The 26,245-nt window shown below is 69.0% G+C and carries 26 protein-coding genes; 12 read left to right on the top strand and 14 right to left on the bottom strand.

Annotated features, from left to right (window positions below; translation table 11 throughout):
* Positions 1 to 16: 16 nt before the first annotated feature.
* Positions 17 to 919: a LysR family transcriptional regulator gene (locus RQI43_RS19945; protein ID WP_311276341.1), complete on the bottom strand. Its 903-nt coding sequence runs from the start codon at positions 917 to 919 to the stop codon at positions 17 to 19.
* 98 nt (positions 920 to 1,017) lie between these two features.
* Here RQI43_RS19945 and RQI43_RS19940 point away from each other — a divergent pair, with 98 nt between their 5' ends.
* Positions 1,018 to 1,983, top strand: a complete 966-nt coding sequence (locus RQI43_RS19940; RefSeq protein ID WP_311276340.1) for an alpha/beta hydrolase — start codon at positions 1,018 to 1,020, stop codon at positions 1,981 to 1,983.
* Positions 1,984 to 2,011: 28 nt separating this feature from the next.
* On the opposite strand, the gene RQI43_RS19935 is transcribed toward RQI43_RS19940, so the two are convergent.
* From RQI43_RS19935 to tsaD, 5 genes are read right to left on the bottom strand one after another with little or no spacing between them, the layout of a single operon-like run.
* Positions 2,012 to 2,428 (bottom strand): EVE domain-containing protein, encoded by a 417-nt coding sequence (locus RQI43_RS19935; protein ID WP_311276339.1) that lies wholly within the window; start codon positions 2,426 to 2,428, stop codon positions 2,012 to 2,014.
* A gap of 48 nt (positions 2,429 to 2,476) precedes the next feature.
* Positions 2,477 to 2,941, bottom strand: coding sequence for an opioid growth factor receptor-related protein (locus RQI43_RS19930; protein WP_311276338.1), 465 nt, complete (start codon positions 2,939 to 2,941; stop codon positions 2,477 to 2,479).
* The gene (locus RQI43_RS19925) at positions 2,938 to 3,927 is read right to left on the bottom strand and encodes an NAD(P)H-dependent glycerol-3-phosphate dehydrogenase (RefSeq protein WP_311276337.1); all 990 of its coding nucleotides are present in this window, start codon (positions 3,925 to 3,927) and stop codon (positions 2,938 to 2,940) included. The genes RQI43_RS19930 and RQI43_RS19925 overlap by 4 nt, the downstream gene beginning before the upstream one ends.
* Entirely contained in the window at positions 3,924 to 4,829 is a 906-nt protein-coding gene (locus RQI43_RS19920) for a GNAT family N-acetyltransferase (protein ID WP_311276336.1), read from the bottom strand. Before RQI43_RS19920 ends, RQI43_RS19925 begins: the two co-directional genes overlap by 4 nt.
* A gap of 19 nt (positions 4,830 to 4,848) precedes the next feature.
* Positions 4,849 to 5,892, bottom strand: a complete 1,044-nt coding sequence (gene tsaD / locus RQI43_RS19915) for a tRNA (adenosine(37)-N6)-threonylcarbamoyltransferase complex transferase subunit TsaD (RefSeq protein WP_311276335.1) — start codon at positions 5,890 to 5,892, stop codon at positions 4,849 to 4,851.
* Positions 5,893 to 6,049: 157 nt separating this feature from the next.
* Between tsaD and RQI43_RS19910 the strand changes: the two genes are divergently transcribed.
* From RQI43_RS19910 to RQI43_RS19895, 4 genes are all read left to right on the top strand, one after another.
* Positions 6,050 to 6,766, top strand: a complete 717-nt coding sequence (locus RQI43_RS19910) for a uroporphyrinogen-III synthase (protein WP_311276334.1) — start codon at positions 6,050 to 6,052, stop codon at positions 6,764 to 6,766.
* A 136-nt stretch (positions 6,767 to 6,902) separates the two neighbouring features.
* Entirely contained in the window at positions 6,903 to 9,170 is a 2,268-nt protein-coding gene (locus RQI43_RS19905) for a hypothetical protein (protein WP_311276333.1), read from the top strand.
* 129 nt (positions 9,171 to 9,299) lie between these two features.
* Positions 9,300 to 10,880 (top strand): heme biosynthesis protein HemY, encoded by a 1,581-nt coding sequence (locus tag RQI43_RS19900; RefSeq protein WP_056426058.1) that lies wholly within the window; start codon positions 9,300 to 9,302, stop codon positions 10,878 to 10,880.
* Positions 10,881 to 10,987: 107 nt separating this feature from the next.
* Positions 10,988 to 12,115 carry a DUF2336 domain-containing protein gene (locus RQI43_RS19895; protein ID WP_311276332.1) on the top strand — a complete coding sequence of 376 codons (1,128 nt, stop codon included), beginning with the start codon at positions 10,988 to 10,990 and terminating at the stop codon, positions 12,113 to 12,115.
* Between the two features lie 24 nt (positions 12,116 to 12,139).
* On the opposite strand, the gene RQI43_RS19890 is transcribed toward RQI43_RS19895, so the two are convergent.
* From RQI43_RS19890 to RQI43_RS19865, 6 genes are all read right to left on the bottom strand, one after another.
* Positions 12,140 to 12,481 (bottom strand): DUF1491 family protein, encoded by a 342-nt coding sequence (locus RQI43_RS19890; RefSeq protein WP_311276331.1) that lies wholly within the window; start codon positions 12,479 to 12,481, stop codon positions 12,140 to 12,142.
* 247 nt (positions 12,482 to 12,728) lie between these two features.
* On the bottom strand, positions 12,729 to 13,166 hold the full coding sequence (locus RQI43_RS19885; protein WP_311276368.1) for a hypothetical protein: 438 nt from the start codon (positions 13,164 to 13,166) through the stop codon (positions 12,729 to 12,731).
* A 13-nt stretch (positions 13,167 to 13,179) separates the two neighbouring features.
* Positions 13,180 to 13,560, bottom strand: a complete 381-nt coding sequence (locus tag RQI43_RS19880) for a glycosyl hydrolase (RefSeq protein WP_311276330.1) — start codon at positions 13,558 to 13,560, stop codon at positions 13,180 to 13,182.
* A gap of 71 nt (positions 13,561 to 13,631) precedes the next feature.
* Positions 13,632 to 14,093: a hypothetical protein gene (locus RQI43_RS19875; RefSeq protein ID WP_056426073.1), complete on the bottom strand. Its 462-nt coding sequence runs from the start codon at positions 14,091 to 14,093 to the stop codon at positions 13,632 to 13,634.
* A 401-nt stretch (positions 14,094 to 14,494) separates the two neighbouring features.
* Positions 14,495 to 15,235 carry a peptidoglycan-binding domain-containing protein gene (locus RQI43_RS19870; protein ID WP_311276329.1) on the bottom strand — a complete coding sequence of 247 codons (741 nt, stop codon included), beginning with the start codon at positions 15,233 to 15,235 and terminating at the stop codon, positions 14,495 to 14,497.
* A gap of 161 nt (positions 15,236 to 15,396) precedes the next feature.
* Positions 15,397 to 17,310: an ATP-binding protein gene (locus RQI43_RS19865; RefSeq protein ID WP_311276328.1), complete on the bottom strand. Its 1,914-nt coding sequence runs from the start codon at positions 17,308 to 17,310 to the stop codon at positions 15,397 to 15,399.
* Positions 17,311 to 17,682: 372 nt separating this feature from the next.
* Between RQI43_RS19865 and RQI43_RS19860 the strand changes: the two genes are divergently transcribed.
* Positions 17,683 to 17,964, top strand: coding sequence for a hypothetical protein (locus tag RQI43_RS19860; protein ID WP_311276327.1), 282 nt, complete (start codon positions 17,683 to 17,685; stop codon positions 17,962 to 17,964).
* A 40-nt stretch (positions 17,965 to 18,004) separates the two neighbouring features.
* Here RQI43_RS19860 and glgX read toward each other — a convergent pair whose 3' ends face one another.
* Positions 18,005 to 20,104: a glycogen debranching protein GlgX gene (gene glgX / locus RQI43_RS19855; RefSeq protein WP_311276326.1), complete on the bottom strand. Its 2,100-nt coding sequence runs from the start codon at positions 20,102 to 20,104 to the stop codon at positions 18,005 to 18,007.
* A gap of 146 nt (positions 20,105 to 20,250) precedes the next feature.
* Positions 20,251 to 21,672 (bottom strand): trehalose-6-phosphate synthase, encoded by a 1,422-nt coding sequence (locus RQI43_RS19850; RefSeq protein ID WP_056426081.1) that lies wholly within the window; start codon positions 21,670 to 21,672, stop codon positions 20,251 to 20,253.
* Positions 21,673 to 22,077: 405 nt separating this feature from the next.
* Between RQI43_RS19850 and RQI43_RS19845 the strand changes: the two genes are divergently transcribed.
* From RQI43_RS19845 to RQI43_RS19820, 6 genes are all read left to right on the top strand, one after another.
* The gene (locus RQI43_RS19845) at positions 22,078 to 22,587 is read left to right on the top strand and encodes a hypothetical protein (RefSeq protein WP_156467727.1); all 510 of its coding nucleotides are present in this window, start codon (positions 22,078 to 22,080) and stop codon (positions 22,585 to 22,587) included.
* Positions 22,588 to 22,596: 9 nt separating this feature from the next.
* The gene (locus RQI43_RS19840) at positions 22,597 to 22,992 is read left to right on the top strand and encodes a phage holin family protein (protein WP_056426085.1); all 396 of its coding nucleotides are present in this window, start codon (positions 22,597 to 22,599) and stop codon (positions 22,990 to 22,992) included.
* Positions 22,989 to 23,378, top strand: coding sequence for a DUF3618 domain-containing protein (locus RQI43_RS19835; protein ID WP_311276325.1), 390 nt, complete (start codon positions 22,989 to 22,991; stop codon positions 23,376 to 23,378). The genes RQI43_RS19840 and RQI43_RS19835 overlap by 4 nt, the downstream gene beginning before the upstream one ends.
* A gap of 79 nt (positions 23,379 to 23,457) precedes the next feature.
* Positions 23,458 to 24,147, top strand: a complete 690-nt coding sequence (locus RQI43_RS19830) for a hypothetical protein (RefSeq protein WP_311276324.1) — start codon at positions 23,458 to 23,460, stop codon at positions 24,145 to 24,147.
* A 322-nt stretch (positions 24,148 to 24,469) separates the two neighbouring features.
* The gene (gene pxpB, locus RQI43_RS19825; RefSeq protein WP_311276323.1) at positions 24,470 to 25,198 is read left to right on the top strand and encodes a 5-oxoprolinase subunit PxpB; all 729 of its coding nucleotides are present in this window, start codon (positions 24,470 to 24,472) and stop codon (positions 25,196 to 25,198) included.
* Entirely contained in the window at positions 25,195 to 26,220 is a 1,026-nt protein-coding gene (locus RQI43_RS19820) for a biotin-dependent carboxyltransferase family protein (RefSeq protein WP_405030670.1), read from the top strand. Before pxpB ends, RQI43_RS19820 begins: the two co-directional genes overlap by 4 nt.
* The last annotated feature ends 25 nt before the right edge of the window (positions 26,221 to 26,245 follow it).

Here is a 26,245-nt window from a genome sequence, read left to right as displayed (position 1 = left end):
TCGTCCTTCTCGGCAATCAGACGATGCCGTCGATCCGGCGCAGGGCCGGGACGACGAAATCGACGAAGGCGCGCACCGTCGGTCGCAGGAACTTGGCCGAGGAATAGGTCAGGAAAAGCTCGGTCGGCCGGATCTCGTGATCGCCCAGGACTCTGACCAGACGACCGCTCGCCAGATCCTCCGACACGAGCTGGACCTGCGCCGTCCCGATCCCCCGCCCCGACAGCATGGCGTCGATGAGGACGCGCGCGTTGTTGGTCGTCAGCACCGGCCTCACCGGGACTTCGACCGTCTCACCGTTCCGGCACAGGGGCAATGTATCGGCCCGGGACAGCACCGTATCGGTGACGAGGAGGCTGTGGTCGGGGAGATCGTGCGGCTCAGTGACCGAAGCGCGTTTCGCGAGATACGACGGTGCCGCGACGAGGATGCGCTGGACCAGCCCGATCCGACGCAGGATCGCCTCCTGGTCGACCGGGCGGCCCATGCGGATGGCGAGATCGAAGCCTTCGTGGATGAGATCGGCCGAGCGGTTCTCGAGGGTCAGGCGGACCGAGACGGCCGGGTGCCGATCCTGAAAGTCGGCGACGATCCGGTGGAGGCGGCTCTCTCCCAAGCAAACCGGGCCGTGCACGCGCAGGGAACCTCCGATCGTCCCGGCTTCGTTCCGAGCCTTGTCGATTGCGGCGTCGATGGTGGCGAGGGCGCCATTGGAGGATTCGTAGAGACGCAACCCCACGGGTGTCGGCCGGATGGCGCGGGAGTTTCGCTCCAGCAGCCGGGCTCGCGTATGGGCTTCGAGATTGCGAAGGAGCTTGCTCACCGCCGGCTGCGAGATCCCGAGATCCTCGGCGGCCGCCGTCATCGAACCGCGCTCCACGGTGCGAATGAAGGCGCGCAGGGCGACGGTGAGATCCATGCATAACCCCTGGTTATGGCAACGAGCGCTGTCCAGCGCGTAGACGCTGCGTCGGCATCGGACAACCATTCTGCATCGCAACGATGACGGATGCCGACATGCCGATCCAGCGCCGAGACCTCCTCCGTTCCGCCGCATGCGCCTCCCTCGCGCTCGGGATCCTCCCCGATCTCGTGACCAGGCCCGCGCTCGCAGCCGTATCCGATTCCGGGCTGGATGCGGGCGTGCCGCCGCCGGGAGCGGCCAGTCGCTTCGCGCAGCTCAATGGCATCCGCATGCATTACGTCGTCGCCGGGTCCGGCCCGCCCCTGGTCCTCCTGCATGGCTGGCCGCAGACATGGGCGGCCTGGAGGGGAACGATGGCCGCCTTGTCCGACCGCTTCACCGTCATCGCGCCCGATCTCAGAGGGCTCGGTCTCTCGGAGCGCACCGTATCGGGCTACGACAAACGTACCATTGCGGAGGATATCCGCGCTCTGATCGACCACGAGGCGGGTGGCCGTGCGGGCGTGGTCGGGCACGACATGGGCGGCAAGGCGGCCTACGTCCTGGCGCATCTGCACCCCGACCGGATCTCCCGACTCGTCCTCGCCGATTGCCTTCTTCCCGGCACGGAGAACATGGACCCGCTCCGGGGCGGAGCGTGGCACTATGGGTTCCACATGGCCCCCGATATCCCCGAAATGCTCACGGCCGGTCGGGAGCGTGGCTATATCCGCGACCAGATCAGGGCGTGGTCCCACCGCAAGGAGGCCGTTACGGACGAGGCGATCGCGGAGTACGCGCGGCACTATGCATCGCCCGGCGGCATGAAAGCGGGGTTCAACTACTATCGCGCTCTCAAGGACGACGCCGCGCTCGCGGCCAGCTTCGCCGGACGCCGTCTCGCAATGCCGGTCCTGGCCATTACGGGCCGTTACGGGGTGGGCTCGCACCTGTCGGACGCCCTGAGCCGCGAGAGCGATCGGCTGGAGACGATCATCGTCGAGGAGAGCGGCCATTTCGTCGCCGAGGAAGCGCCGGAGACGTTCCAGGGTGCCGTGGCGCAATTCATGACGACGTGATCGCTTGGTCGGACGGGGTGGGGAAGCTCTAAACGAGCCCACCCATCCCTCGCACGATCGCCCATTCCTCCTCCGTCACCGGCTGGACCGAGAGGCGGGAATTGTTGACCAGTACCATCGCCTTCAGGCACGGCTCGGCCTTGATCGCCTCCAGGGTCACCGGCTTCTTCAGCGGCTCGACCGCACGGAGATCCACCATGCCGAACCGGCCGGTCGGGTCGGTGTCGTCGGGGTAGTAGGGGCGGATCACCTCGACGATCCCCACCACCGCCTTGCCCTCGTTGGAATGGTAGAAGAACCCGCGCTCGCCCACCTGCATCGCCATGAGGTTGAGCTTGGCGACGTGGTTGCGCACCCCGTTCCAGGGCGTGCCGTGCTCTCCCGCCTCGACCTGCTGGTCCCAGGACCAGGTCTTCGGCTCGGATTTGTAGAGCCAATACGCCATCGTTCGCCTCGCTTGTCGGCCCCTCCTTAGCGCGGGAAAGCGTGGCAGTCAGGCGTCGCGGAGGGCCGATCCCCAATAGCGCAGGCTGTCTTCGTTGATGGGCGAGCCGGCTTCAGCGTTGCGGGTCGTCACGAAGGCGTGGAACGCCTCCGCCTCGTCCGGACCGAGGAGGCTGCGGATCGCGGTGAGGATCCGGGTGATGCGCAGGTGGTTGTGATCGTAGGGGCGGAGCCAGCCGTCGGTGCGGGTATAGAAGAGCCGCATCCGTGCGAGCGCCGAGCGCAGGCCTTCTCGCGCGGTCTGGTCGGCGCGGATCGCCTCGGCCTCGTCGCGCCCCAGCACCGGGGCGCCCGGCACCGCGCGGCTGGCTTCGGCCAGGGGAAAGCACCATTGGATATAGTCGTGCACGCCCTCGATCCGCGCATCGTCGAAGGCGAGAATATCGGCGAGGCTGCGCCGCGCGCCATCACGACCCGTGCCGGAGAGAAAGGCGTGGATCGGCCCCGTGCTCATTCGGCTTCCCCCTTGAGGGGACGGGCGAGGAGCCCCGCCACCACGGCATCGACGCTCGCTCCCCCGGAGACGATGGCGGCCACCGCCTCGGCCACCGGCATCTCCACCGCGTTGCGTCGCGCCAGGGCGATGAGCGCGGCGGCGGTGAAGGCGCCCTCGGCGAGCTTGCCGCCCGCCGCCTCCTCCGGGGTGGCCCCGGCGCCGAGGCGCTGGCCGAAGGCGAAGTTGCGCGATTGCGGCGAAGAGGCGGTAAGGACGAGATCGCCGAGGCCGGACAATCCCATCAGCGTCTCGGGCCGTCCGCCATAGGCGCGGGCAAACCGCATCAGCTCGGCGAAGGCCCGCGCGATCAGGGCGGCGCGGGCGCTCTCGCCGAGGCCGCGCCCCGCGACGATGCCGGAGGCGATGGCGAGCACGTTCTTGCCCGCCCCGCCGATCTCGACGCCGCGCACATCGTCGGTGTGATAGACGCGCAGAGCCGGGCCGGACAAAGCGGCGGCGAGGCGGCCGGCGAGGGCGCCATCTTCCGCGGCCAGGGTGACGGCGGTGGGCAGGTTGCGGGCGACATCCGCCGCGAAGCTCGGGCCGGACAGGACGGCCACGGGCGCGCCGGGCATCGCCTCGGCCGCCACCGCGCTCATGAAGGCGTCGCTGCCCCGCTCGATTCCCTTGGCGCAGAGGACGATGGCCGCCTGCGGATCGAGGGACGGGCGCAGGGTTCCCAGAACGCCGCGCAGGGTCTGGGCCGGCGTCACCAGCAGGACGATGCCCGCCCCGGCGAGATCGCGCGCTTCGCCGGTGGCGCGGATGCCGTCGTGCAACGTCACGCTGGGCAGGTAGCGGGCGTTCTCGCGGTTGGCTTGAAGCCGAGCGGCAGCCTCCCCGTCGCGCAGCCACAGGGTCACGGGCCGCCCCGTGGCCGCCGCCGCGTTGGCCAGCGCCGTTCCCCAGGCGCCACCGCCCACCACCGCAATCCGGTCGCTCATGATCGATGGTCCTCTGGCGCTTCGTCCCCGATCGAGGATGTCCCGCCCGCTTTCAGCCGATAGAGCCGGTGCGGCTGGAGACGGTCGTCCGCCGGAAGGGCCGGATGCAGGAAATCCTCGGCGAACACCATGCCGAGCCGCTGCATGACCCGCAGCGACGGGGTGTTGCACGCGGCGGTGAAGGCCACCACGGCCGGCACGCCGCAGCGCCCGAACAGGTCGTCGAGGGCGAGCCTTGCGGCTCTCGTGGCGAGGCCGCGTCCCCAGGCGGAGCGGGCCAGTCGCCAGCCGATCTCCACCGTCGCGCCCGCCGTCTCCCCACCCCCGAACGGCATGGGTCGGATCAGCCGCATGGCGCCGACGAAGCCGACGAACCCCTCCCCCGGCACGTCGAGCGCCCAGGGCCCGAACCCGTCGGACTCGAAGCGCCGGTCGATGGCGCGCGCCTCGATCAGGCTCTCGCCCCGGCTCTTGGTGGAGGGGAAATGACGCATCACCTCCGCATCGGCATTGAGATCCGCGAAAGGCCGATCGTCCGCACGAAGCCAGCGCCGGAGGACGAAGCCTTGCCCCTTGAGCGAGGCGGGAACCGGCGGCGGCACGCTGCGCCGGATCTTGCCGCGCCAGGCGAGGGAACGCCGGTTGAGGAGTCCGAGATCGGCCTTCTCGGCCAGCACCGCCTCGCCGAGATCGATGGCGAGGGAGAGCCGGTCCGGCGGCATGTTCGCCCAGGCGGGCGGGGCCACGCTCTCGCGCCAGGGACCGCCGCAGGCATTGTCGAGGAGGATGCGCGCGAAACAATGATCGAGGCGCACCGGCCATTCCGGCCGGGCGCGTGCCGCTTGGGGGAGACGCCGGTCGACGAGGTCGCGCCAGCGCCTCTGCAGGGCGACGGGCGGCACGGTCCCTTTCAAAAGACCCTCAGGCAACCGCCGCCGCCTCGGCGAAGGGCCAGCGGGCGCGGGCCGGCGCGGTGAGATCGTCCACGAGGCCGAGGCGCAGGCGCTCGATTCCCGCCCAGGCGATCATCGCGCCGTTATCGCCGCAGAGGGACAGGGGTGGGGCCACGAAAGCGAGACCGGCCTCGTTTGCCTGTGTCGTCAGCGCACGCCGGATCGCGCCGTTGGCAGCGACCCCGCCGGCGGCGACGAGGGCGGTCGGATGGCCCGCGATGGAGCCGAACTCGCGCAGGGCGACACGGACCCTGTCCACCACCACGTCCACCACCGCCGCCTGGAAGCTGGCGCAGAGATCGGCCACATCGGCGCTGGAGAGCGGGGCCAGCCGCTCGGCCTCGATCCGCAGGGCGGTCTTGAGGCCCGACAGGGAGAAGTTCGGCTCGCGGCGGCCGAGCATGGGCCGCGGCAGGGCGAAACGCTCCCCGTTGCCGGTCTCGGCCATGCGCTCGACCTCGGGGCCGCCTGGATAGCCGAGGCCCAGGAGCTTTGCCACCTTGTCGAACGCCTCGCCGATGGCATCGTCCACAGTGGTGCCGAGGCGGACGTAATCGCCGACGCCCTTCACCGCCACGAGCTGGGTGTGGCCACCGGAAGCCAGCAGCAGCAGGTAGGGAAAGCCGATGCCGTCAGTGAGCCGGGCCGTCAGCGCATGCGCTTCCAGATGGTTCACCGCGATGAGGGGCTTTCGCGCCACCAGCGACAGGGTCTTGGCCGTGACGAGGCCGATCAGCACCCCGCCGATCAGGCCCGGCCCGGCCGCGACCGCGATGCCGTCCACCTGCGACAGCGTCATTCCGGCGCTGTCGAGGGCACGGGCGACGAGGCGGTCGAGCACCTCCACATGGGCGCGGGCCGCGATCTCGGGCACGACGCCGCCATAGGCCGCGTGCTCGGCGATCTGGCTCAGCACCTCGTTGGAGAGGATGCGGCCGCGCCCGTCCTCGCCGGGCATCACGACGGAGGCCGCCGTCTCGTCGCAGGTCGTTTCGATGCCGAGGACGTTCATGACGATGCTTTGGATTTCACGGAGACAAGGTTTCCCACCCTAGCCGGGCATGACGGTGGAGGGCAACGACGGCCGGAGCCAGCGATGGTCGTCCACCGGCAACCACGTGTCATCGAAGCGGCTTGCCAACGGCCCGCCGAGGAGCGAATCCGAAGCCATGGTGGCGACACGAATCTGGATCGCGCGGCCCGAGCCGGGCGCCACGCGCACGGCCGAGCGACTCTCCGCCCTGGGCTTCGAGCCCCTGGTGGCGCCGGTCCTCGTGGTGGCGGCGACGGATGCTCCCCTGCCGGAAGGCCCCTTCGACGGCCTCGTCGTCACCAGCGCGAACGCGCTTCGGCAAGCCTCGCGATGGCACCCGCTCCATAGCGTCCCCGTCTTCGCGGTGGGCGCGCGCACGGCGGCGCTGGCACGGGAATGCGGGTTTACATCGGTGAAGACGGCCGACGGCAACGCCGCCGATCTCGTCGGCCTCGTGGAGCGGGAAGTCTCGCCGGGAGCATCCCTGCTGCATGTGGCGGGGGAGGACCGCAAGGCGGAACCGGAGGCATCCCTGACACGAGCCGGCTTCCGGCTGACGAGCCACATTGCCTATGGCGCACGAGCCGTGCCGTCGCTGCCCGCATTGGTGGCGTCGGCGCTCGCGCCCCCGTCCACGCTGACAGGCGTGTTGCACTACTCACGAAGAAGCGCCGCGACGGCTTGCGAACTCGCCATCAAGGCGGGATATGGCGGAGCTTTCGCGGCGCTCAGGCATTACTGCTTGTCGGCGGACGTGGCGGCTCCCCTGGCTCGGGCTGGGATCGCTCCCCATTTCGTTGCCGGACAGGCCAATGAGGATTCACTTCTCGCGGGCCTGACATCAGGATTCTGACAAGCGGTCTCGCCGAGGCGGCGGCCTCGGTGCTAGGACGAATGACAAGCTGTGACCGCAGGGCGGCAAACGGAGCGCGGAACGCGCCAGGTTGCGGAATGCGGCAGACGAAAGTCGGGAAGGGAGCAAGAAGCCCGTGAATCCACCCAACAGCGACGGAAAAGGTCCGGGAACGCCCACCGGGGCGAACGGCCCCAAACCCGAGACCGGCAAGCCCGAAACCGGCAAGCCTGAAGTGGGCAAGCCCGGCACGCCGATTCCCGGCTCCACGAGTGCTGCCTCCACGAATCCTGCCGCCGCCAAGCCGGGCTCCACGAATCCTGGCTCTTCGAATCCCGGCTCCGCAAGTTCAGGCGAAGCAAAGCCGATCGTGCCGCCCGTAGGATCATCGGCCCAGCCGGCCAAGGCCGAGACGCCTGTCGCCAGCACGACACCGGTATCGACGGTCGCCAAACCTTCTGACGGCAAGCCGGCCGACGTGAAGCCGGCTGACCAGAAGCCCGATGCCGCGAAGGCGGGCACGTCTCCGTCCAGCCCCGTGAAAGCGGATGCGCCGAAGGTGGAGCCGGTCAAATCCGAGCCGCCGAAATCTGCCGCATCGAGTTTCGACGCCGGCAAGGCCGGTGGCCCCAAGCCCGATTTGTCCAAGCCCGATCCGGCGAAGTCGGAGCCCGCGAAGCCTGCCGGTTCCGGCCCCATCGGCGCAGGTCCGGCGGCGAGCGGTGCGTCATCGATGCGTAACGATGCGCCGAAGGCCGGGGCGGCCACCAGCGGCCCGCAATCCACGCCGCAGAAGGCAGAGATCACCGACGGGCCGATCATCGACCTGAAGGCGAAGCGGATTTCCGATTCCCCCGAGGCCACCAAGACCGGTCCTGCTTCGAGCGCGACCAAACCCTCCGGCTCCACCACCTTCACGGGCAGCCCGGACAAGCCGTCCGCGCCCTCCGACACGAAGAGCGCCGGTTCGACGACGCCCAAGATCGGTCCGGCCGTAACCGCGCCCGAACCCAAGCGCGGCGGCGCGGGCTTCGGCTCGGTCGCCACGGCCGGGCTCCTCGGTGGTGTCATCGGTGCCGGCCTGCTTTTCGCCGTGGAGCGCTCCGGTGCCCTGGGCGTCGCGGAGGACGGTCGCATCGCCGCCCTCGACCAGAAGATCGCCGCGCTTGCGCCGAAGGAGGCCCTCGCCGCCCTCGACAAGCGCATCGGCGCCAACGAGGCCGGCCTGAAGCCGCTGCAAGAATCCATTCGCTCGGCCGATGCCATCGCCAAGGAGGCGCTGCAGAAGGCGGGATCCGTGTCCGCGGTACCGACCACGGCGCCGACCGGTGACGGATCCGCGCCAGCCGCGACCCTGCCGCCGGATCTCATGGCCCGGCTCGATGGGCTCGACCAGCGCGTGGCGGCTCTACAGGAAGAGCCGGGACGCGACCAATCCGGCAATGCCGGTCTCACCGCCATCACCCCCCAGACCCTGACCGGTCTCGAGGACAGGCTGAAGGCCGTCGAGGGCAAGGTCGACACCGCCGCCAAGCCCGCCGCCAACGACGGGCTTGCGAGCCAGGTCACCGCCCTGAAGGGTGAACTCGAGACGCGCACCAAGGCGAATGCCGAGGCCGGGGAAGCGCTGAACCAGAAGCTCGCGAGCCTGCAGCAAACCCTCGAGAGCCGCGTGAAGGCCGCGACGGAAGCGGTCCAGACCGCGACGCAGGCCAGCCAGCAGGCGGTCGACGCCAACAAGGCGCAGGCGGCCGAAGCGGCCAAGGGCGTGGAGCGGCTCATCCAGGCCCAATCCGAGAAGATCGCCGGCCTCGATCAGGCCCTGGCCAGCCGCGCGGAGGCCTCCACCGTCCAGGCCGCCATGCGGGTCGTCGCGGCGGACCGCATCGTCGGCGCGCTGAATACCGGCTCGCCCTATGCCGATGCACTGGCGGCCCTGCGCAGCTCCGAACCCGGCGATCCGGCACGGCTCAGCGCCGTCGCGGCCTTCGCCGACAAGGGCGCTCCGACGGCCGCGTCTCTCGCCGCCGAGTTCCGTCCCATCGCCGAGCGGATCGCCGCGAACCGCAAGGCGGCCCAGGCGAAATCGGTGGCCGAGACAGGCGACATCAAGCAGCGCCTGATGAGCATGGCCGAATCCATCGTCCAAGTCCGCAAGGTCGACGCGCCGGCAAAGCCCGGCGAAACCGTCACCGAGGATGCCGTGCCGAAGGTGCAGGATGCCCTGGATCGCGGTGCCATTGCCGAGGCGGCCAAGGCCTTTGCCGGCCTGCCCGAGGATGTACGCGGGCAGTTCGGCGAGTTTGGCACCAAGCTCGCCTCGCGGGCCGCGGCGGGTGACGCCGCGCGGATGCTGCTGGCGGACGCGTTCAAGGCCTTGCCGTCGACCGGTACAGCCCGGTGAGGTCCGTCCGTCCGCGCGGATCGCCGGACGGCGTCGTCTCGATCATTGTGTGCGGGCGCAGCTTGCCCGCCTTTCCCGATACTCGCGTCCCCTCCCCGGCCGACGCCACCTTCCGGAGTTCGTGATCCCATGTGGCGCGCCCTCGCCTTTCTAGCCCTCCTCGCCATTGCCGCCTTCGGGGCGACATGGATCGCCGACCGGCCCGGCACGGTCACCATCGTGTGGAACGGGTACGAGGTCGCCACGAGCCTCGCCATCGCCCTGATCGGGGTGCTCATCGCCGCCATCGTCATCGGGTTCATCTGGGCCGTGGTGAGGGGAATCATCACGCTTCCCGAGGCCCTGGTCCGTGGCTCCAAGGAGCGTCGCCGGGCCAAGGGTTTCTCCGCCCTCTCGCGGGGCATGGTCGCGGTCGGCTCGGGCGATCCCCTGGCGGCGCGTCGCCATGCCAGCGACGCCGAGCGTCTGCTCGGTGCCGAGCCCCTGGCGCTCCTCCTGAAGGCGCAGGCCGCCCAGATCTCCGGTGACCGCGAGGCGGCGGAACACGCGTTCCAGCGCATGGTCAACGATCCCGAGACGCGGGTGCTCGGCCTGCGCGGGTTGTTCGTGGAAGCCCGCCGCCGCGAGGACGACGTGGCCGCCCGTGCCTATGCGTCCGAGGCCGCGCGCCTCGCTCCCAGCGTCACCTGGGCCAACGAGGCCGTGCTGGAGGCGCAATGCGCCGATGGCGATTGGAGCGGCGCCGTCGAGACGGTGGAGCGCCGTGCCTCCCTCGGTCTCATCGAGAAGGGGCTCGCCCGTCGCCAGCGCGCGGTCCTTCTCACCGCCGCAGCGCAGACCCGCGAGGCCGGCGAGCCCGAAGCGGCGACGCAGCGCGCTCTCGATGCGGTCAAGCTCGCGCCCGACCTCGTCCCGGCCGCCTGCATCGCCGGACGCCTGCTCGCGCGGCGCGGCGACCTGAGGAAAGCGGCCAAGATCGTCGAAGCGGCCTGGCGCGCCAATCCCCACCCGGACCTTGCCAAGGTCTATCTCGGCCTGCGCGTGGGCGATTCCGTGCGCGACCGGCTCGCCCGGGCCGAAACCCTCGCCAAGATTTCCACCTGGCACCCCGAAGCCCGCCTCGCCATGGCGCAGGCCGCCTTGGAGGCGCAGGAATTCGGCAAGGCCCGCGAAGCGCTGGCGCCCCTTCTCGCCGAGCGTCCGACCGTCCGCACCTGCCTCGCCATGGCGAAGATCGAAGAGGCCGAGCACGGTGCGGGAACAGGCCGGGCACGCGAATGGCTGGCCAAGGCCGCCCACGCCCCGCGCGACCCGATGTGGATCGCGGACGGGATCGCCTCGGAGCGCTGGGCGCCGGTCTCGCCGGTCACCGGCCATCTCGACGCCTTCGTCTGGAAGGCGCCGACCGAGTTGCTCGAGGGGCCGTCCAGCGACGATGTCACCGGCGACCTCGTCGACAAGGACGATCGCAGCCAACCGGCCCTCGCGCCAGCCCTGCAGGGCAACGAGATGCCGGCACCGGTGCCTGCGCCCGTCGCGTCACCTGCGAAACCCGCCGAACCCCAGCCGGTGAACGGCGCCGCGATGGTGTCGAAACCCTCCGCGCCGGCCACGGGTCCGATGGCACCCGGTGCCGTGACACCGGTGGTGTTCCCCCCGCCGAAGGGTTCCGATTCCACGTCTGAGAACAAGGCGCGTCTGGTCGGCTGATCCCGCAATGGGGCAAGAAGGGCGGCGCGGCGGCGTCGCCCTTTAAAGGTCGGTTCACGCAAGCTCGCTAAAGCTGTGTCCAGCGAGTTCTGCGTAAACGAAGTGCCATGTCCCCATCTCTCGACGATGCGCCGGACTTCTCCGGCCTGATCGAACTGTCGCGTCTCGGTGACCTCGATCTGAAACCTGTCATCCTCCGGGTGCAGACCGATCTCTTCCTCACCGCGACCGCGCGGGACAGGAAGACGGTGGAGGCCTTCGAATCCCTGGCCGGCGGCCTGATCCCGACCGTCGACGACGAGACAGCCGAGATCGTGGCGCGCAAGCTGGCGCCCTTCCCCGCGACCCCGCAATCCGTCCTCGCCGCACTCGCCGCACGCGGCGGTGAGATCAGGGATCTGGTCATCGCGCAGGCGCCGGACCTGTCGGCGCTCGTGATCGAGGCCGCACTGGCGGACGGGTCGGACATCGCCGTCGCCATCGCCCGACGGGCCGATCTGAGCCGCAGCCTCATCGACGAGATGGCCTCCCGCGACGTCGCGGCCATCGATCTCGCCCTTGCCGAGAACTGGCAGCTCAGCCTTCAGGGCACCACCGTCGCGCTCCTGGTCGGTCGCGCTAGAACCAGGCCGGACCTGGCCCAGGCGCTGCTCGCCCGTCCCGACCTTGCTCCTGGCGATCTCGGACCACTGTTTCTGTACTCCGACGAGGAACTCCGCGAGGCGATCGGCCGGGCGGTGGGCTCGCGCGCCGCACTTCGGCCAGCGCCTCACCTGCCGCGCGAGGCCGGAGCCATCCTCACCGGTTTCTCCGGGCGCAAGGATGTGGCCGGCTTCGTCGGTGCACTGTCGGACATGCTCGGGCTGCAGCGCAATTTCCTCGCCGGGACACCCGACCCGAGCCGCCGCTACGACCTCCTGACCCTGGCGCTTCGCGCGGTTGGGCTGCACGAGGAAGAGGCGGTGTATGTCTTCCTCACCCTCAACGAGACCGTGGCCCGCTCCGTGGACCGGGTCTACGATCTGGTGAAGCTGTTCCGCACCATCCCGCGCGGTGCGGCCCGAGACCTTCTCTGTGCGGTTCTCGACATGCCGCTGGCCGAGCGGCTCAACGGCGGCTCCGCCCACCAGCCCTACGCGGCCCCCGACGCGGTGCGTCCCCGCATGCCCGCCACCGAGCGCGCCCCGCTACGCCCGGCCCTTCCCGGCAGGGTGCGGCAGTCCGGAACGGCCTGACGGTCCACCGGAGCCCGCGTCGTTCTATTCGGCGAGATCGAGATGGTGGCGGCCTGCGCGGTCGTCGATCTCGATGATCCAGAGATCGTCGTCGAAACGCAGTTCCGTGCCGATGCGGAGTTCGACATCGGGCGGCGAGGCTTCGCTCATCAGCCGAACGAAGCTGCGGTCCGCCCCGTCCCCGGTATCGACGAGGGATTGCGGGGCCGGACCATAAAGGTCGGCCCGGCCATCCAGACGGTCGACCTTCACGAAGATGGCTCCCGCCTCGGGCGCACCGCGCCGGCGCTGCACCGCGTCGATCCCCTCGACGGCGAGACGGCGGAGATGGGCCGAGACCCAGAAATCGGAGCGCAGGCGAGGCATGGCCCGCCTATAGCACCGATGGATTGGCGCAAGCATCGGCCTCCGGGGACCAATGCCCGGATCTGATCCGGCGCTCGATGGCGATCGCCCGTCTCGGGTCTATAAATCGACCGGTGCCGGGTTGATCGACGAGGCTCCTGCGCCTGGATCAGACACAAACGGGACCACCCTTGCAAGGGGCGGTCCCGTTGGGTTTCCAGAGAAGCGTCCAGCCTGAGCACGCCAGGATCGGGGCTGCCCGGAAGACCTACTGGGCGACGGTCGAACCGGTGGTGGTGGTCGATTTCACCGGCTTCGAACCCGGCTCGTGCGACATCGTCTTGGTGCGGGATTCGACGCTCTCGCCACCGCGGACCTTGGTCTTGGTCTGCGACTTCGAGAAGGTGCCGCCGTCATGGGACATCGCCTTCGCCTGTCCGTTCAGGCCACCGTTACCGGTCTCGTTCACGTGCGAGCGATCCTTGGTCTTGCCGCCGGCGGCGCTGCCACCGGTCGCGAGCGAGGAGCCCGTCGCGCCGTCCGAGCCCGTCGAGGTGCCGCCCGTCCCGACCGTCGAGGCGGACGTGCCGCCGGCGGCGGCGGAACCGGCGCTGCCGCCCGTCGCGCTGCCGCGAGTCTGGGCATCGGCGATGGTGGGCGCGAGGAGGAGCCCGAGGGCCGCGAGCGCGGGAAGAACCTTCGTCATCGTCATGTCAGCCTCACCTCTTGTCCTTGGGAACGGTGACCACGCAGTCGCCGTCGCCGGTGGTTGTCATCGTGGTGCCGTTGCCGGAGCTCGAACTCGAGGCCGAGCTGCTCGTCGTGCCATCGGCGGATCGGGTGGTGACGGACGGGCCCCCGGTGGAGGAACTCTTCACGCCGTCCGGACCGGCCGTGACCGAACTCGACACCGCTCCGGTGTTCTTCGCCGCATCGGCTGGGACGACTTTACAGGGTTTTCCGTTCGGCCCGGTGGTGACCGTCGTGCCGCCCGAGACGCCGTTCGGTCCCGCGGTGACGGTGCTGGTCTGGGCATGGCTCGCGGCGACCCCGGCAATGGCGAGGGCGCCGCCGAGAAGCGGCAGGATCATACGCGCCATGGTGCAACTCTCCTCGGAAGCGGGATGGGCGCGGCTCCGGGGAACCGCGCCCGAGGGGTCAGACCTGCGGCTCAGCGCTTGTTGTGGCCGGGCGCGTTCTCGGAATTGCCGGGACCGCTCTTGTCGTGGCCAGCAGCGCTGCCGGACTTGCCGGCGCCGCCAGACGTTCCGGCGGACGACCCACCGGTTCCGACCGTCGAGCCGCTGGTGCCCTTGCCGGCCGACGAACCGCCGGTACCGACCGTCGAGCCCGAGCCGCTACCCGTGCCGGCGGACGAACCACCCGTGCCGACGGTCGAGGAGCTGTTTCCTCCACCGGCCGACGAACCGCCCGTGCCCAGCGTCGAGGACGTGCCCGAGCCGCTTCCGGAGCCAGCCGACGAACCACCCGTACCGACCGTCGAAGAACTGGTGCCACCGCCTGCGGAAGAGCCGCCGGTTCCGACGGTGGACGACGACTGCGCGACCGCCAGGGCAGCGCCACCAAGGACGAACGTCGTCGTGAGGGCGACGATGCGAATCTGCTTCAACATAAGGTTGCTCCAGTTGTTGTAGTCTTTACGGAGCAATAAACGGAGACCTGCCAAATACCGTTCCAACAAAATGCAGCTTACTTGAGCAAAGCGCCTATCTGAACGGCAGATTAACGCGCCGTTCTATTTACCCCGAGCGTGGCCGACCGTTCAGGGACTTGCCCTGCTCGAGAAAGGACTGGTTGGCCGGAACTGCCAAACGGTGTTCGGCCAGAATCTCCGCCAATCCTGAACCGTCAGGAGAGAGGCGCGAGCGGGCAGGAACGACGATTGCCGTTTGACCGTTCCACGCCGACATCGCGGGGGCTTCGCGCGTTCACGCGCCGTCGACACCGAAAGCGGCTTTGCCGCTCTCAGTCCCTCACACACCGAGGTCTGAGGCAGAACGCCGGATCCGACCCTTATCCCTTGGTCGAGCCGGCACGGGAGGCGAGTTCGCGCAAGGTGCGGCCGGCGGCGACGCCCTTGACCGGGAGCTTGCGGTCACGCTCGAATTTCTCGATGGCCGCTCGTGTGCCGGGGCCGAGGACGCCGTCGGCGACGAGCGGTCCGTAACCGAGTTTCACCAGGGCGCGCTGTGCCTGCGCCACGGCCTGATCGGGTTTCGGCGTCACCGACGCCGTGGTTTCCCCGGCCTTGATGATGTCGGCGATGACATCGCGCTTGGTCGACGCTGCCGCCGGCGCGGGCTTGGGCGCGGGTTTGGCCGCCTCGATGGCCAGCGCGGCTTTCGGCTCGGGAGCGGTCTCGGGCTTCGGCACCTCGATCTTGCGCGGCGCGGCTTCCGCCAGTTTCGCCGGCTCGGCTGTCTGGCCGGATGCCGGCTTGGCGGCGGTGGTGCCGGCACCCTTGCCGAGGGTGGGGAAGAGCGGCGCGGGGTGGCGGCCACCCTGGTAGCCGAGCGCATTCAGGGCGACGGCCGCCACCGCGCCGATGGCAACGACCGAGCCGAGGACTTCTCCCGGCTGGCGCAGGCACAACCGCCCGAACCCGCCGACGGCTTGCACGACGTTCCGGAGCCAGCCGGAGGCGGGCCGCCGGGAGGGACCGGAGGCGGGTTTGCGGCGGGGCGCGGAGGCCTGCGCCGCCCTGGTCGGCACGACGATCTCGCGCTGGTCGCGCTTCGGCAGCGGTTCGCGCATGGTCTATCCCCTCGAACGCAGACGACGGCCCGACAGATCGAGCCGGGAACGGAAAACCGGCCCCGGCGAAACGCCGTGCCGGTACGGAATGCGCGCGCCTCGTCCGGGGCATCGAAGCCGGGACGAGGCGCGCGTGGGGCCTTGGAGGTCGCGGAGATTTCTCATCCCGCGCGCTGCATCGGTATGTAGCGTTCGCTCACCGCCTCGGGTGCGGGGTCGAACAGCCCCATCGGTCGGCGCACCGGCACCACCGTCCCGTCGAGGCTCGGCAGCGGCGCCGAACGGCGGATGCCGGTGCGGATCGGGGCCGGCGGTGCGGTGCTGGACCCGCGCCGGCAATCGAGGGGAAGCGTCACGGTCACGCTGGTGCCCTGGCGTTCGGCGCTCTCGATGGAGATGCTGCCGCCATGGAGGCCGACGAGGCCCTGCACCACCGAAAGACCGAGCCCGGTTCCCTCATGCGTCCGGTCGTAGCCGCTGCCCGCCTGGAAGAACGGCGCGCCGATACGCGGCAGGTCGTCCGCGCCGATCCCGATCCCGGTATCGGCCACGACGATGTCGAGATGCGCCGCGCTGCGCCGGACGGAGACCTCGATCCGCCCGCCGGGCGCGGTGAACTTCACCGCGTTGGAGAGGAGGTTGATGAGCACCTGACGGCAGGCGCGCGGATCCGCCATGATGTCGATCCCCAGCCCGTCGGTGCCGCGCACCAGGGTGATCCCGCCCTGGTCGGCCCTCAGCTGCATCAGGTCGCAGCAGGTCCGCACGAGCGCGCCGACATTCACCACCTCGGGGACGTAATCGAAATTGCCGCTCTGAATGCGCGACATGTCGAGGAGCGCGTTCACCACGTCGAGGAGATGGCGACCGGAACTGCCGATGATCTCGGCATATTCGCGGCTGCGCTCGGGCCCGAGCGTCATGGAGCTTTGCCCGGCGAGGACCTCCGAGAAGCCGATGATGGCGTTGAGGGGCGTGCGCAATTCGTGGCTGACGGTGGCGAGGAACCGGCTCTTGAGGTCATCGGCGCGTTCGGCCTCGGCGCGGGCGCGCTCCAACTCTTCGGCGTGGCGACGATGCTCGCTGACGTCGCGGGTCACGGAAACCACACTCGATCCCTCGATCCCCGACAGGGTGCCGACGATGCAATGGGCCCGCATCTCGGCGAAGATCACCCGCGGCTCGCCTTCGGCGCGCTGGGCGGCCGCGTCGAGATGCAGCCGGAACTGGACGGTGGCGGGCTTGCCGCTGGCCGCCACGTCGCTGATCGTCTGCAGCAGGGCCGGACGGTCTCCCACATGGACGCGGTCGAGCAGGCCGTGTCCGCGCAGGCGCCCCGGTTCGATTCCGACGAAACGTGTCGAGGAGGCGCTCGCATCGATGACGCGACCGTTCCGGTCGTGCCAGGTCACGAGGTCGTCGATGGCCGAGAGCAGCATGCGGTCGCGCAATTCGTTGTCGCGCATGCGGGCCAGCCAGCGGTCCTCGTGGCGCAGATGCTCCAGGGCCTGGGCGGCCACGTGACCGATGGCCGTGATGGCGAAGACCGGCATCGCCAGGGAGCGGGACAGGTCGAGGAGGGGCAGCGATATGCTGCCCGGCGGCAGGAAGGCGACGACCAGGGCGCCGATCATCGCGATGAGGGCGGCGGCCAGCGTCGCGCGGCGTGAGCCGGACACGACGGCCTCCAGCGGGATCGCCACCAGCCAGATCGCGGCGGCGGAATTCACCCCGCCCGACATCTGGGCGAGGCAGACCACGAGGCCGGTGAGACCCGCCGACGAGATCGCATGGGCGACCCAGAGGATCCCGGTCCGCGACAGGAACACGGCGGCGAAGATCGGCAGGATCAGGCTGGCGATGGCCAGCACTTCGAGACCGCTGGGGACGCCCCGCCAGAGCAGATAAGGCGGGAGGCAGGCCATCATCACGATCCCGGTCGCGAGGCGCGACACCAGGAACCGCTCGTGCCGGAACCGCACGGCATCGTCGTCGATCACCGACTCATGCACGAGTCCGGCGAGCCGGAGATCGATCAGGGAAGCCAGGCCGCTGTAGATACGCAATACGCACACGCACAGCGCGAAGTGCCAAACAGGCCGCTTCGTCGCCCCTTGCTCGACTTTGACTCGGGTTCGACTTGAACTCGACTGATGCCAAACCTCGCAGACCCGACTTAAGCGAGTGTTGCGCAGACCCCTCCGATTGTTCGCGGATGCTTTCCGGTCCGTAACCAAGCCTATTCGGCGGAAGGTCCCTTTCGGGGCACATCGCCCGCTATCCACAGGGCCGGGCACCACATGCCGGTTCGCTGAAGGGTGCTGGCAAAGCCATGTTCACCATGGTTCTGGATTTCAGGGCGTGCGTGATGGGGGCTTTACGTTCTGCGCGGAGGCTCGGTCGCACGGGCCCGCTCACGGCCGACACCGAACCAGTCCGGAAAGCCCATGTCGTTCCTCATCCGCGTCTGCCTCGCCATCGGCGCCCTCTCCTACCTCGCCGCCCACCGCGACGATCCCGACCTCGCGGCGCGCATGACGGCGCTGTCGCTGGAGAAATCCGTCTCCGTCGCCTGGGGAGCGTTGCCGGCCGATACGCGCGAGAAGGCCCTGAGCCAAGCCACCGACGGCTTGGTCCGGCAGGTGGCGGGATCTCTCGCAGGCTCGTCGCGCGACACCCTGGCGGAGACGGATCGCCGTCCGGCCTGGCGCGGCGTGGACGACCGTTGATCGGGACGGGAGCTGCCAGACCGGACCGCCTCCCCTTGCCTCAGATCTCGTAGGACGCGGCCTGTCTTCCGCGCAGGACGTAGAGCGAACGGGGATCGAGGCGCAGGCGCGCATTGGGGGGGAACAAGGCCTGCCCGGCCGGGACCGCGCCCGTCGGTCGGGTCGTGTCGAACACGACCATCCACGGCCCGCCGATGACCGGGGCCAGGGTGAAATCGATCGCGTCCTCGGCGGCGTTGATGAGGATCAGCAGGCGGTCCGCGCTCGGTAGGTCGTTGCCGATCTGCATGCCGAAGGCCTGCCGGTGTCCGTCGGCCCAGGCCTCGTCGTCCATCTCGGCACCGCAGGGCGAGAGCCAGTGGACGTCGCGCAGCGGCCCCTCCCCGATCACGGCACCGGTCAGGAAGGTCAGGCGGCGCAGGGCCGGTTGCTCGCGGCGCAAGGCCGTGAGGTTGGCGACAAAGGCCGTGAGGCCGGGATCCGGATCGGTCTCCCAATCGACCCAGTTGATCGCGTTGTCCTGGGCATAGGCGTTGTTGTTGCCGTTCTGGCTCCGCGACCGCTCGTCCCCGGCCAGAAGCATTGGGACGCCCTGGGCCAGAAAGGTCGTCGCCAGCAGGTTGCGCTTCTGCCGCGCGCGAAGGCTCAGAATCGCAGGATCGTCGGTGGGACCCTCGACGCCGTAATTGCGCGAGAGGTTGTGACCGTGGCCGTCGCGATTGTCCTCGCCGTTGGCGTGGTTGTGCTTCTCCTCAAAGACGACGACGTCGGCCAGCGTGTAGCCGTCATGGCTCGCCACGTAGTTGATGCTGGCCAAAGGCGAACGGCCGGAGCCGGAGAAGATCTCCCGCGAGCCGGACAGGGCCTGCGTGAGCTTCGGCAGGATGCCGTGGTCTCCGCGCCAGAAGGCGCGGACACCGTCGCGGAATTGGTCGTTCCACTCGGCCCAGCCGCGCGGATAGGCGCCGAGCTGGTAGCCGCCCATGCCGATATCCCACGGCTCCGCGATCATCTTCGCCCGCGACAGGATCGGATCCTGCGCGATGGCCTGGAAGAACGCCGCCCTGGGGGTGAAATCGTGCGGCGTGCGCCCGAGGCTGGTGGCGAGATCGAAGCGGAACCCCGCCACACCATAGGCGGTCACCCAATGCCGCAGGGAGTCGAGGACGAGCTGCATGACCCGCGGGTGGTCGAGGTCAAGGGTGTTGCCGCAACCGGTGCAGTCGATCTCCTGCCGCCGGTTCTCCGGGTTGAGCTTGTAATAGCTTGCATTGTCGATGCCCCGGAACGACAGGGTCGGTCCGGTATGATCGGCCTCGCAAGTGTGGTTGTAGACGACGTCGAGAATGACCTCGATCCCGGCGGCGGCGAGTTCGCGGATCGCCGCCTTGAGACCACCGGCCCCGGCCGCCCCGAGATAGCGCGGCTCCGGCGCGAAATAGCCGAGCGGCGAGTAGCCCCAGAAATTCACCAGCCCCTTCTCCACCAGGAACCGGTCGTCGGCGAAGGCCTGGATCGGGAGAAGCTCGATCGCCGTCACACCCAGCTTCAACAGGTGCTCGATGATCGCCGGATGGGCCAGGGCGGCGTAGGTGCCGCGCTCCGCCTCGGGAATCGCCGGGTGAAGCTGCGTCAGCGCCTTCACATGGGCTTCGTAGATCACGGTCTGCCCGAGGGGACGACGGATCGGCGTGATCGCGAGTTCGGGCAGGTCGGGGGCCGTCACCACGCCGCGCGGCATGAGGGCCGCACTGTCACGCCGGTCGATCTGGTCCTCGCGCTGGAGGCCGCGACGGTGCCCGTAGAGGGAATCGTGCCAACGGATCCGGCCATGGATCTCGCGCGCATAGGGGTCGAGAACGAGCTTCGCCGGATTGAAGCGGTGGCCGTTGGCCGGGTCCCAGGGGCCGTGCACCCGGTAGCCGTAGAGCTGGCCCGGAAACACGCCGCGCAGATAGCCGTGCCAGACGTCGTCGGTGCGGCAGGGGAGCGGGATGACGCGATGTTCGTGGCGTTCGCCCGGCTCGAACAGGCACAGGTCCACACCGGTGGCGTTCCCGGAAAACAGCGCGAAATTGACACCGCGACCATCGAAATGCGCCCCGAGAGGTCCGGGTACGCCTTCGTCGATGCCGATCATGGAGGCCTTTCGCAGGTGCATAGGCCCAACGAATGCGGGCCGATCGTCGGCGCGGGTCACGCAAGAACGGTACCCCGGAGCCCTGTCCCGCAACCGGCCTGATTGGCCGGTACCGCTCGCCCCGCCGTTAGCAGGACGACGGGGGGCTACTCTGCGGCAGCAGCGGCGCGGGGTGGCTCGCGCTCGACGGTGCGGAAGTTCTCCAGGTCCGTCAAGAAATTCCGCGCCCACCAATCCACATCTTCGCGCGTCATCCGCTCGACCATGGGCTTCCAGCGCTCGATCCGCTCGCCGCGCGGCATGTAGAGCGCCGTGCGGATCGCCTCCGCCACCTCGAACCGGTCATAGGGATTGACGAGAAGGGCCTCGGGCAGCTGCCGGCACGCACCGGCGAATTTCGACAGCACGAGCACGCCCGGATCGTCCGCCGTCTGGGCGACGATGTATTCCTTGGCGACCAGATTCATCCCGTCGCGCATGGGCGTGACCAGGCCGACGCGGGCGGCGCGATAGAGACCCGCCAGGACAGGACGCGGATAGGCCTTCGTCACGTACTGGATCGGAGTCCAGTTCGGCTCGCCCAGCGCGCCGTTGATCTCGCCGACGGTCTCGTTCACCTCGCGGCTGAGTTCCTCGTATTCCGGCACCTCGGTGCGGGATTTAGGCGTGATCTGGAGGTAGACGACGTTGCCGCGCTGGTCGGGATTCGAGGCGAAGAAGCGGTCCACCGCCTCCATCCGCTCGGGCACGCCCTTGGAATAATCGAGCCGGTCGACGCCGATGAGGAGCTTGCGGGTGCGCAGGCCCGCCATCGTCTCGCGGACAGTCTTGTTGGCGCCGGCATTCTCCGCCGCCTCTTTGAACCCGGCGACATCGATGCCGATGGGGAAGCTGCGGATGCGGGTCCGGCGCCCATCGACCATTAGCGAGCCGCCGCCGAGCGGAATGGCCCGCAATTCGTCGATGAGATTGCGCGAGAGGTTGTGGACGTCCGGGTCGGTCTGCAGTCCGATCAGGTCGTAATCGGCGATGCCGCGCAGGAGGTCACCGCTGGCGGGCAGCGTGTTGAACACGTCCGCCGCCGGCCAGGGAATGTGGTGGAAATAGCCGATGGGGTTGGCGATCCCGAGGCCGCGCAGCTCCGATGCGAGCGGCAGCAGGTGGTAATCGTGGACCCAGATGATGTCGTCGGGCTCGATCAGCTTGGCGAGAGCCCGCGCAAAGGTCCGGTTCACACGCTGGTAACCGGCGTAATCCGAACGGGAAAACGCCCCCAGGCCGAGCCGGTAGTGCATGATCGGCCAAAGCGCACGGTTGGCGAACCCGCTGTAATATTCCCGGTGATCCTGAGGCGACAGGTCGACCACCGCGTACTGGACGCGACCGCGATCGATCAGTTCGGGCTCTTCGGACGGATCCTCGACGACTTTGCCGCTCCACCCGAACCACAGACCCTCATAGGACGTGAAGGCCTCCTTGACGGCGACCGCCAAGCCTCCCGCGGCAACGGATTTCCCGCTGTCTTCAGGGATGGCCACACGGTTCGATACGATGACAAGGCGTGCCACTCAGCGGGCTCCGGTCCTCAGCGTGCGGCGCACCATGGGCGCACCGGACAAGATGATTCCGACAGTCAACGCGCGTAACCCGGCGGTGATCCGTCGGATACGGCTACGTATGTTGATAATCCGCCGACCAACCTAGCCGACCGCGCCGCCCGCGGCCAGAGTTCAGCACCATGAATGTCGGTTCGGCGGTGGATCGCCGGTCGGTTCGGCGGCTGTCGAGCGCCAGGATGGGCCCGGTCCGGCACCCAACGTAAGCTTAGGTGAATCCCGTTGGGTCGGCGGTTCCGACCGTTGGCAGCGCCACCGTCCGAGCATTGCATACGCAGCACATTCCCTTCGGAACCGCGTCTGTTTCCGTGATGTTGAAGAGCCACAGGTGACACAGACCACAAGTGATCGAGGAGTATGCGCGTGAACGCAAATCAACCCACTGGCCCGGCATCCGCGGCGAACGCCCCCGGGATCGGCTCCGGCGAGGCTGCTACTCCGACCGGCGATTGGCGGACGCTGAAGGGCGATGTCGAGGGCATCGCCGACGTGGCCGTCGAGCGTGGACGGGGATTCGTCGCCGCCGCACGCGCCCATGCCACCGACTATGCCGACCGCCGCAAAGGTGACGCGGCCCAGTCCGTCAACGACCTGGCGCAGGGCCTGCGGGATTCGAGCAAGTCCTTCGAGGAGCAGCCCAACATCAAGGCGTTCTTCGACAGCGCCGCCGAGGGACTCGAGCAGCTCGGTTCCTCCATCGAGAACCGCAGCTTCGCCGAGTTCTACGACGAGGCGGAAGCCTTCGCCCGCCGCGCGCCGGTGGCCGTCGCCGTCGCCACCTTCGTGACCGGCTTCGTCGTCTCGCGCTTCATCAAGTCGTCGAGCATCGCGCATGACCGCGATGCCCGCGATTCCTTCCGAAGCTAGGCGGGCGCCATGTCGAACGCCCCTCAATCCAGCATTCAAAGCCTCGTCGGTGATGCCCTGCGCGAGACCAGCGAACTCGCGCGTAAGGAGATGGCGCTCTTTCGCAACGAGATGACGAGCAACGTCCGCACGCTGTTCATCGGCCTAGCGCTGATGGTCGGCGCCGGCGTCTTCGGGGTCGTCGCCCTGTTCGTCCTCGTGGACGCCCTGGTGAAATGGCTCGCGACGGTGGTGCATTCGGAAGCCTTGTCCGCTCTCATCGTCGGCGGTGTGCTTCTGGTCATCGCCATCGTCTTCGCCCTGATCGGGCGGAGCACCATGTCACTCTCCACCCTGGCGCCGACCCGCACGACACGGCAGATGCGCCAGGACGCGCGTGCGTTGTCGGAAAGGGTTTCGGGATGAGTGAATCGTTGAACGATCTCGAGAAGGACATCGAGGCGAGCCGTGCCCGCCTCGATCTGACCATCGATCGCATTCAGGACAGGCTCTCTGTCCCGAGCATCGTCGATGACATGCTGGGCAATGTCCGCCGGACCCCGCTGAGCGGTGCCTATGACGGCGCTCTCGATGCGATACGGCGCAACCCGGTCCCCGTTCTGCTCATCGCGGCCGGCATCGGCTGGCTTCTGCATCGCACCGGCAAGGATCGGCAGACGCTGACGAAGCGTCCGGTCATCGATCCCAACGGTGCGCTGCCGGTGACGCCGGGCGTGGCCGCGAAGGCCTACGATCCCGACCAGCCGACCCGCCAGCCCGTGAAGGACCTGGCCGAAGCAAACCAGATCTGAGCCATCACGGGCCGATCGACACCCGACTGATCCGGCAGCGGCATCGCCGCCCCATCCCCATTCGACAGGAGTCGCATCCATGAGTTCCAGCAGCATTCCGGGCGGGCCGAAGAGCTCCCTCCCCGACGATATCGCCGTCTCCGCCGGCCTCCCCCACGGCGACGAGACCGCCCGTTCGCTCCACGACATCTCCGACCGCGCGCGCAGCGAAACACGGACCACGGCCGGCGACCTTCGCCACCAGGCCGGCCACCTCGCCGACGATGCCCAGTCGAAGGCCGAGGGCTATGCAGACCGCGCCAAGGCCGCAGCCCTCGACGCGCGCGACACCGTCAAGGACAAGGCGGAATCGTTGCTCGACCGCGCGTCCGGGACCTATGACGACGCCCGTGAATGGGCGTCGGATGCCCACCGCTCCGGCCGTCGCAGCATCGGCGAGTTCGCCGAGCGCGGAAGCCAGCGCCTCGACCGCGGCAAGACCAATGTCGAGCAGTTCGTCACCGAGAACCCGCTTCTCGTCGGCGTGGTCGGCCTCGCGGCGGGAATGCTCCTCGGCGCCCTGCTCCCCAGGACGCGCCGCGAGGACGAGACGGTGGGACATTGGTCCGACGAGGTGAAGGACCAGGGCATCCGCTACGCCCGCGACTTCGCCGACCGTGGCCGCGAGTTCGTGGAGAGCGCGCTCGACCCAGAGAATCTCAACACCACGACCCAGGGTGGTTCAGAGCCGTTCCGCAAGCCGGATGTGCCGCCGGTGCGGCAGCACTGAGCGCGCAATAGATGCATTCATCCAATGCGGCACCTCATCCTGAGGTGCCGCGTAGCGGCCTCGAAGGAGGCTTCCAGGTATCTCGTCGGCATCTGGAGGGCTCTTCGAGGCCCTTTGCTCATGCAAAGGGCGCCTCAGGATGAGGAGGTCTGCTGGGATGATCTACTTCGGCATGGGCATCCGCTGTTAGATCCAATCACATTGGATTTGAGGGTGGGCTTCCTGTGCGAGCTTCAGGATGAAAGAAGGGGCGGCGCTCGACAGCGCCGCCCCTTCGTGTTGGGACTGGGGAGACTATCCGACGAGCGAGGCCTTGCGACCCGTGGCAGCCCCTCAGCCCCGCCTGCTCTGGTGCGGCGACACCGCGATCAACGTCGAGTTCGGTGAGGCCATCGACCCCGAGGCCAACGCGCTCGTTCTGGCCCTCGACCGTGCCGTGCGGGCATCCGGCATCCCGGGGCTCGTCGAGACCGTTCCCACCTACAGGTCGCTCACCGTCCATCTCGATCCCTGCGCGGGCGAGCCCGGAGAAATCGAATCCGCGCTTCTCGCCCTCGTCGGCACGGTCTCCACCGAGACGACACCGCGCCGGCTCTGGCGCATCCCAGTGGTGTATGGCGGGTCCTTCGGCATCGATCTCGCCGATGTCGCCGCCCATCATGGGTTGAGCGCCGACGAGGTCGTGTCCCGGCATGCAGCAGCCGATTACCGGGTGGCCATGAACGGCTTCCTGCCGGGCTACGCCTATCTCTCCGGTCTCGACCCCAGCCTCGCTCTCTCGCGCCGGGAAAGCCCGAGGCCGGTAACGCCGGCCGGTACGATCTCCATCGGCGGCGTGCAGGCTCTGGTGGCGAGCATCGCCGCCCCGAGCGGATGGCACCTCCTCGGGCGGACCCCCGTGCGCGCCTTCCTGCCGGGCCGCGACCCGGTCTTCCTGTTCGAGCCCGGCGACGCCATCCGCTTCCTGCCCATCGAGCCGGAAAGATGGGACGAACTCGACCGGGCAGCGGGGGCCGGTGAGTGCATCGTCGAATGCGAGACAACGCCGTGACCGGGCGTCTCGTCATCCGCAGATGCCATGGCGCGCTCAGCCTCCAGGATGGCGGACGGCAGGGCTACCAGCGCTACGGCCTTTCCGGCTCCGGTGCGATGGACCGCCTCGCCATGGCGACCGCCAACGCGCTGGTGGGCAATGCCCCTGACACACCGGTCCTCGAATTCGGCCTCGGCGGCGGCAGCTTCGTGATGGAGGCCGGACAGGGATGGTTCGCCTGCGCTGGCGCGCCCGGCACGCTCCGTATCGACGGCGCCCCCCTTGCCAGTCACCGCACCGCGACCCTGGCGCGAGGCGCCGAACTCATCGTGGACCCGCCGCGTGAGGGAGCGTTCGTCTACCTCGCCGTGGCCGGCGGGTTCGAAGCGGGTGCCGTGCTCGGTAGCGTCTCGCTGCATCTCCGCGCCGGTATCGGGGGCGTCGAGGGACGTCTGTTCCGATCCGGCGACCATCTGACCTTCGCCGCGATGGAGAGTACTGCACTGGGTGACCGGACCATCGATGCCGTTCCCCTCGACCGGGATGCACCGATCCGCGTCATGCTCGGCCCCCAGGCCGAACGCTTCACCCAAGGCGGGATCGACACGCTGCTGGGCTCGACTTTCACCGTGTCGCATCGCGCCGACCGGATGGGATACCAGCTCGACGGCCCCGTGATCGCCCATGGCGCGGGCGGCTACAACATCGTCTCCGACGCCACCGTCATGGGCTCGATTCAGGTGCCGGGCAACGGCCTGCCCATCGTGCTGATGGCGGATCGGCAGACCACGGGCGGCTACCCGAAGATCGCAACGGTGATCTCGGCCGATCTGCGCCGCATCGCCCAAAGCCGGCCGGGCGATCCGGTCCAGTTCGAGGCCGTCACACTGGCAACTGCACGGGAGGCCGCGCTCCGGCGGCAGCGCGACATCGCCGACCTGCCCGGCCGCCTTCGGCCGCTGGGGGGCTTCGACGCGGAGCGGCTCCTGGGGGCAAACCTCGCCGGTCACGCCGTCGATGCCCTGCGGGAAGGCCCATAAGACGTGACGGCATCCGGTCTTACCG

This window comes from Methylobacterium sp. WCS2018Hpa-22 (genome assembly GCF_031843785.1).
Taxonomy (GTDB): Bacteria; Pseudomonadota; Alphaproteobacteria; order Rhizobiales; family Beijerinckiaceae; genus Methylobacterium.
Note: the sequence above shows the minus strand (reverse complement) of the source record. Positions and strands in the feature narration are given on the sequence as shown.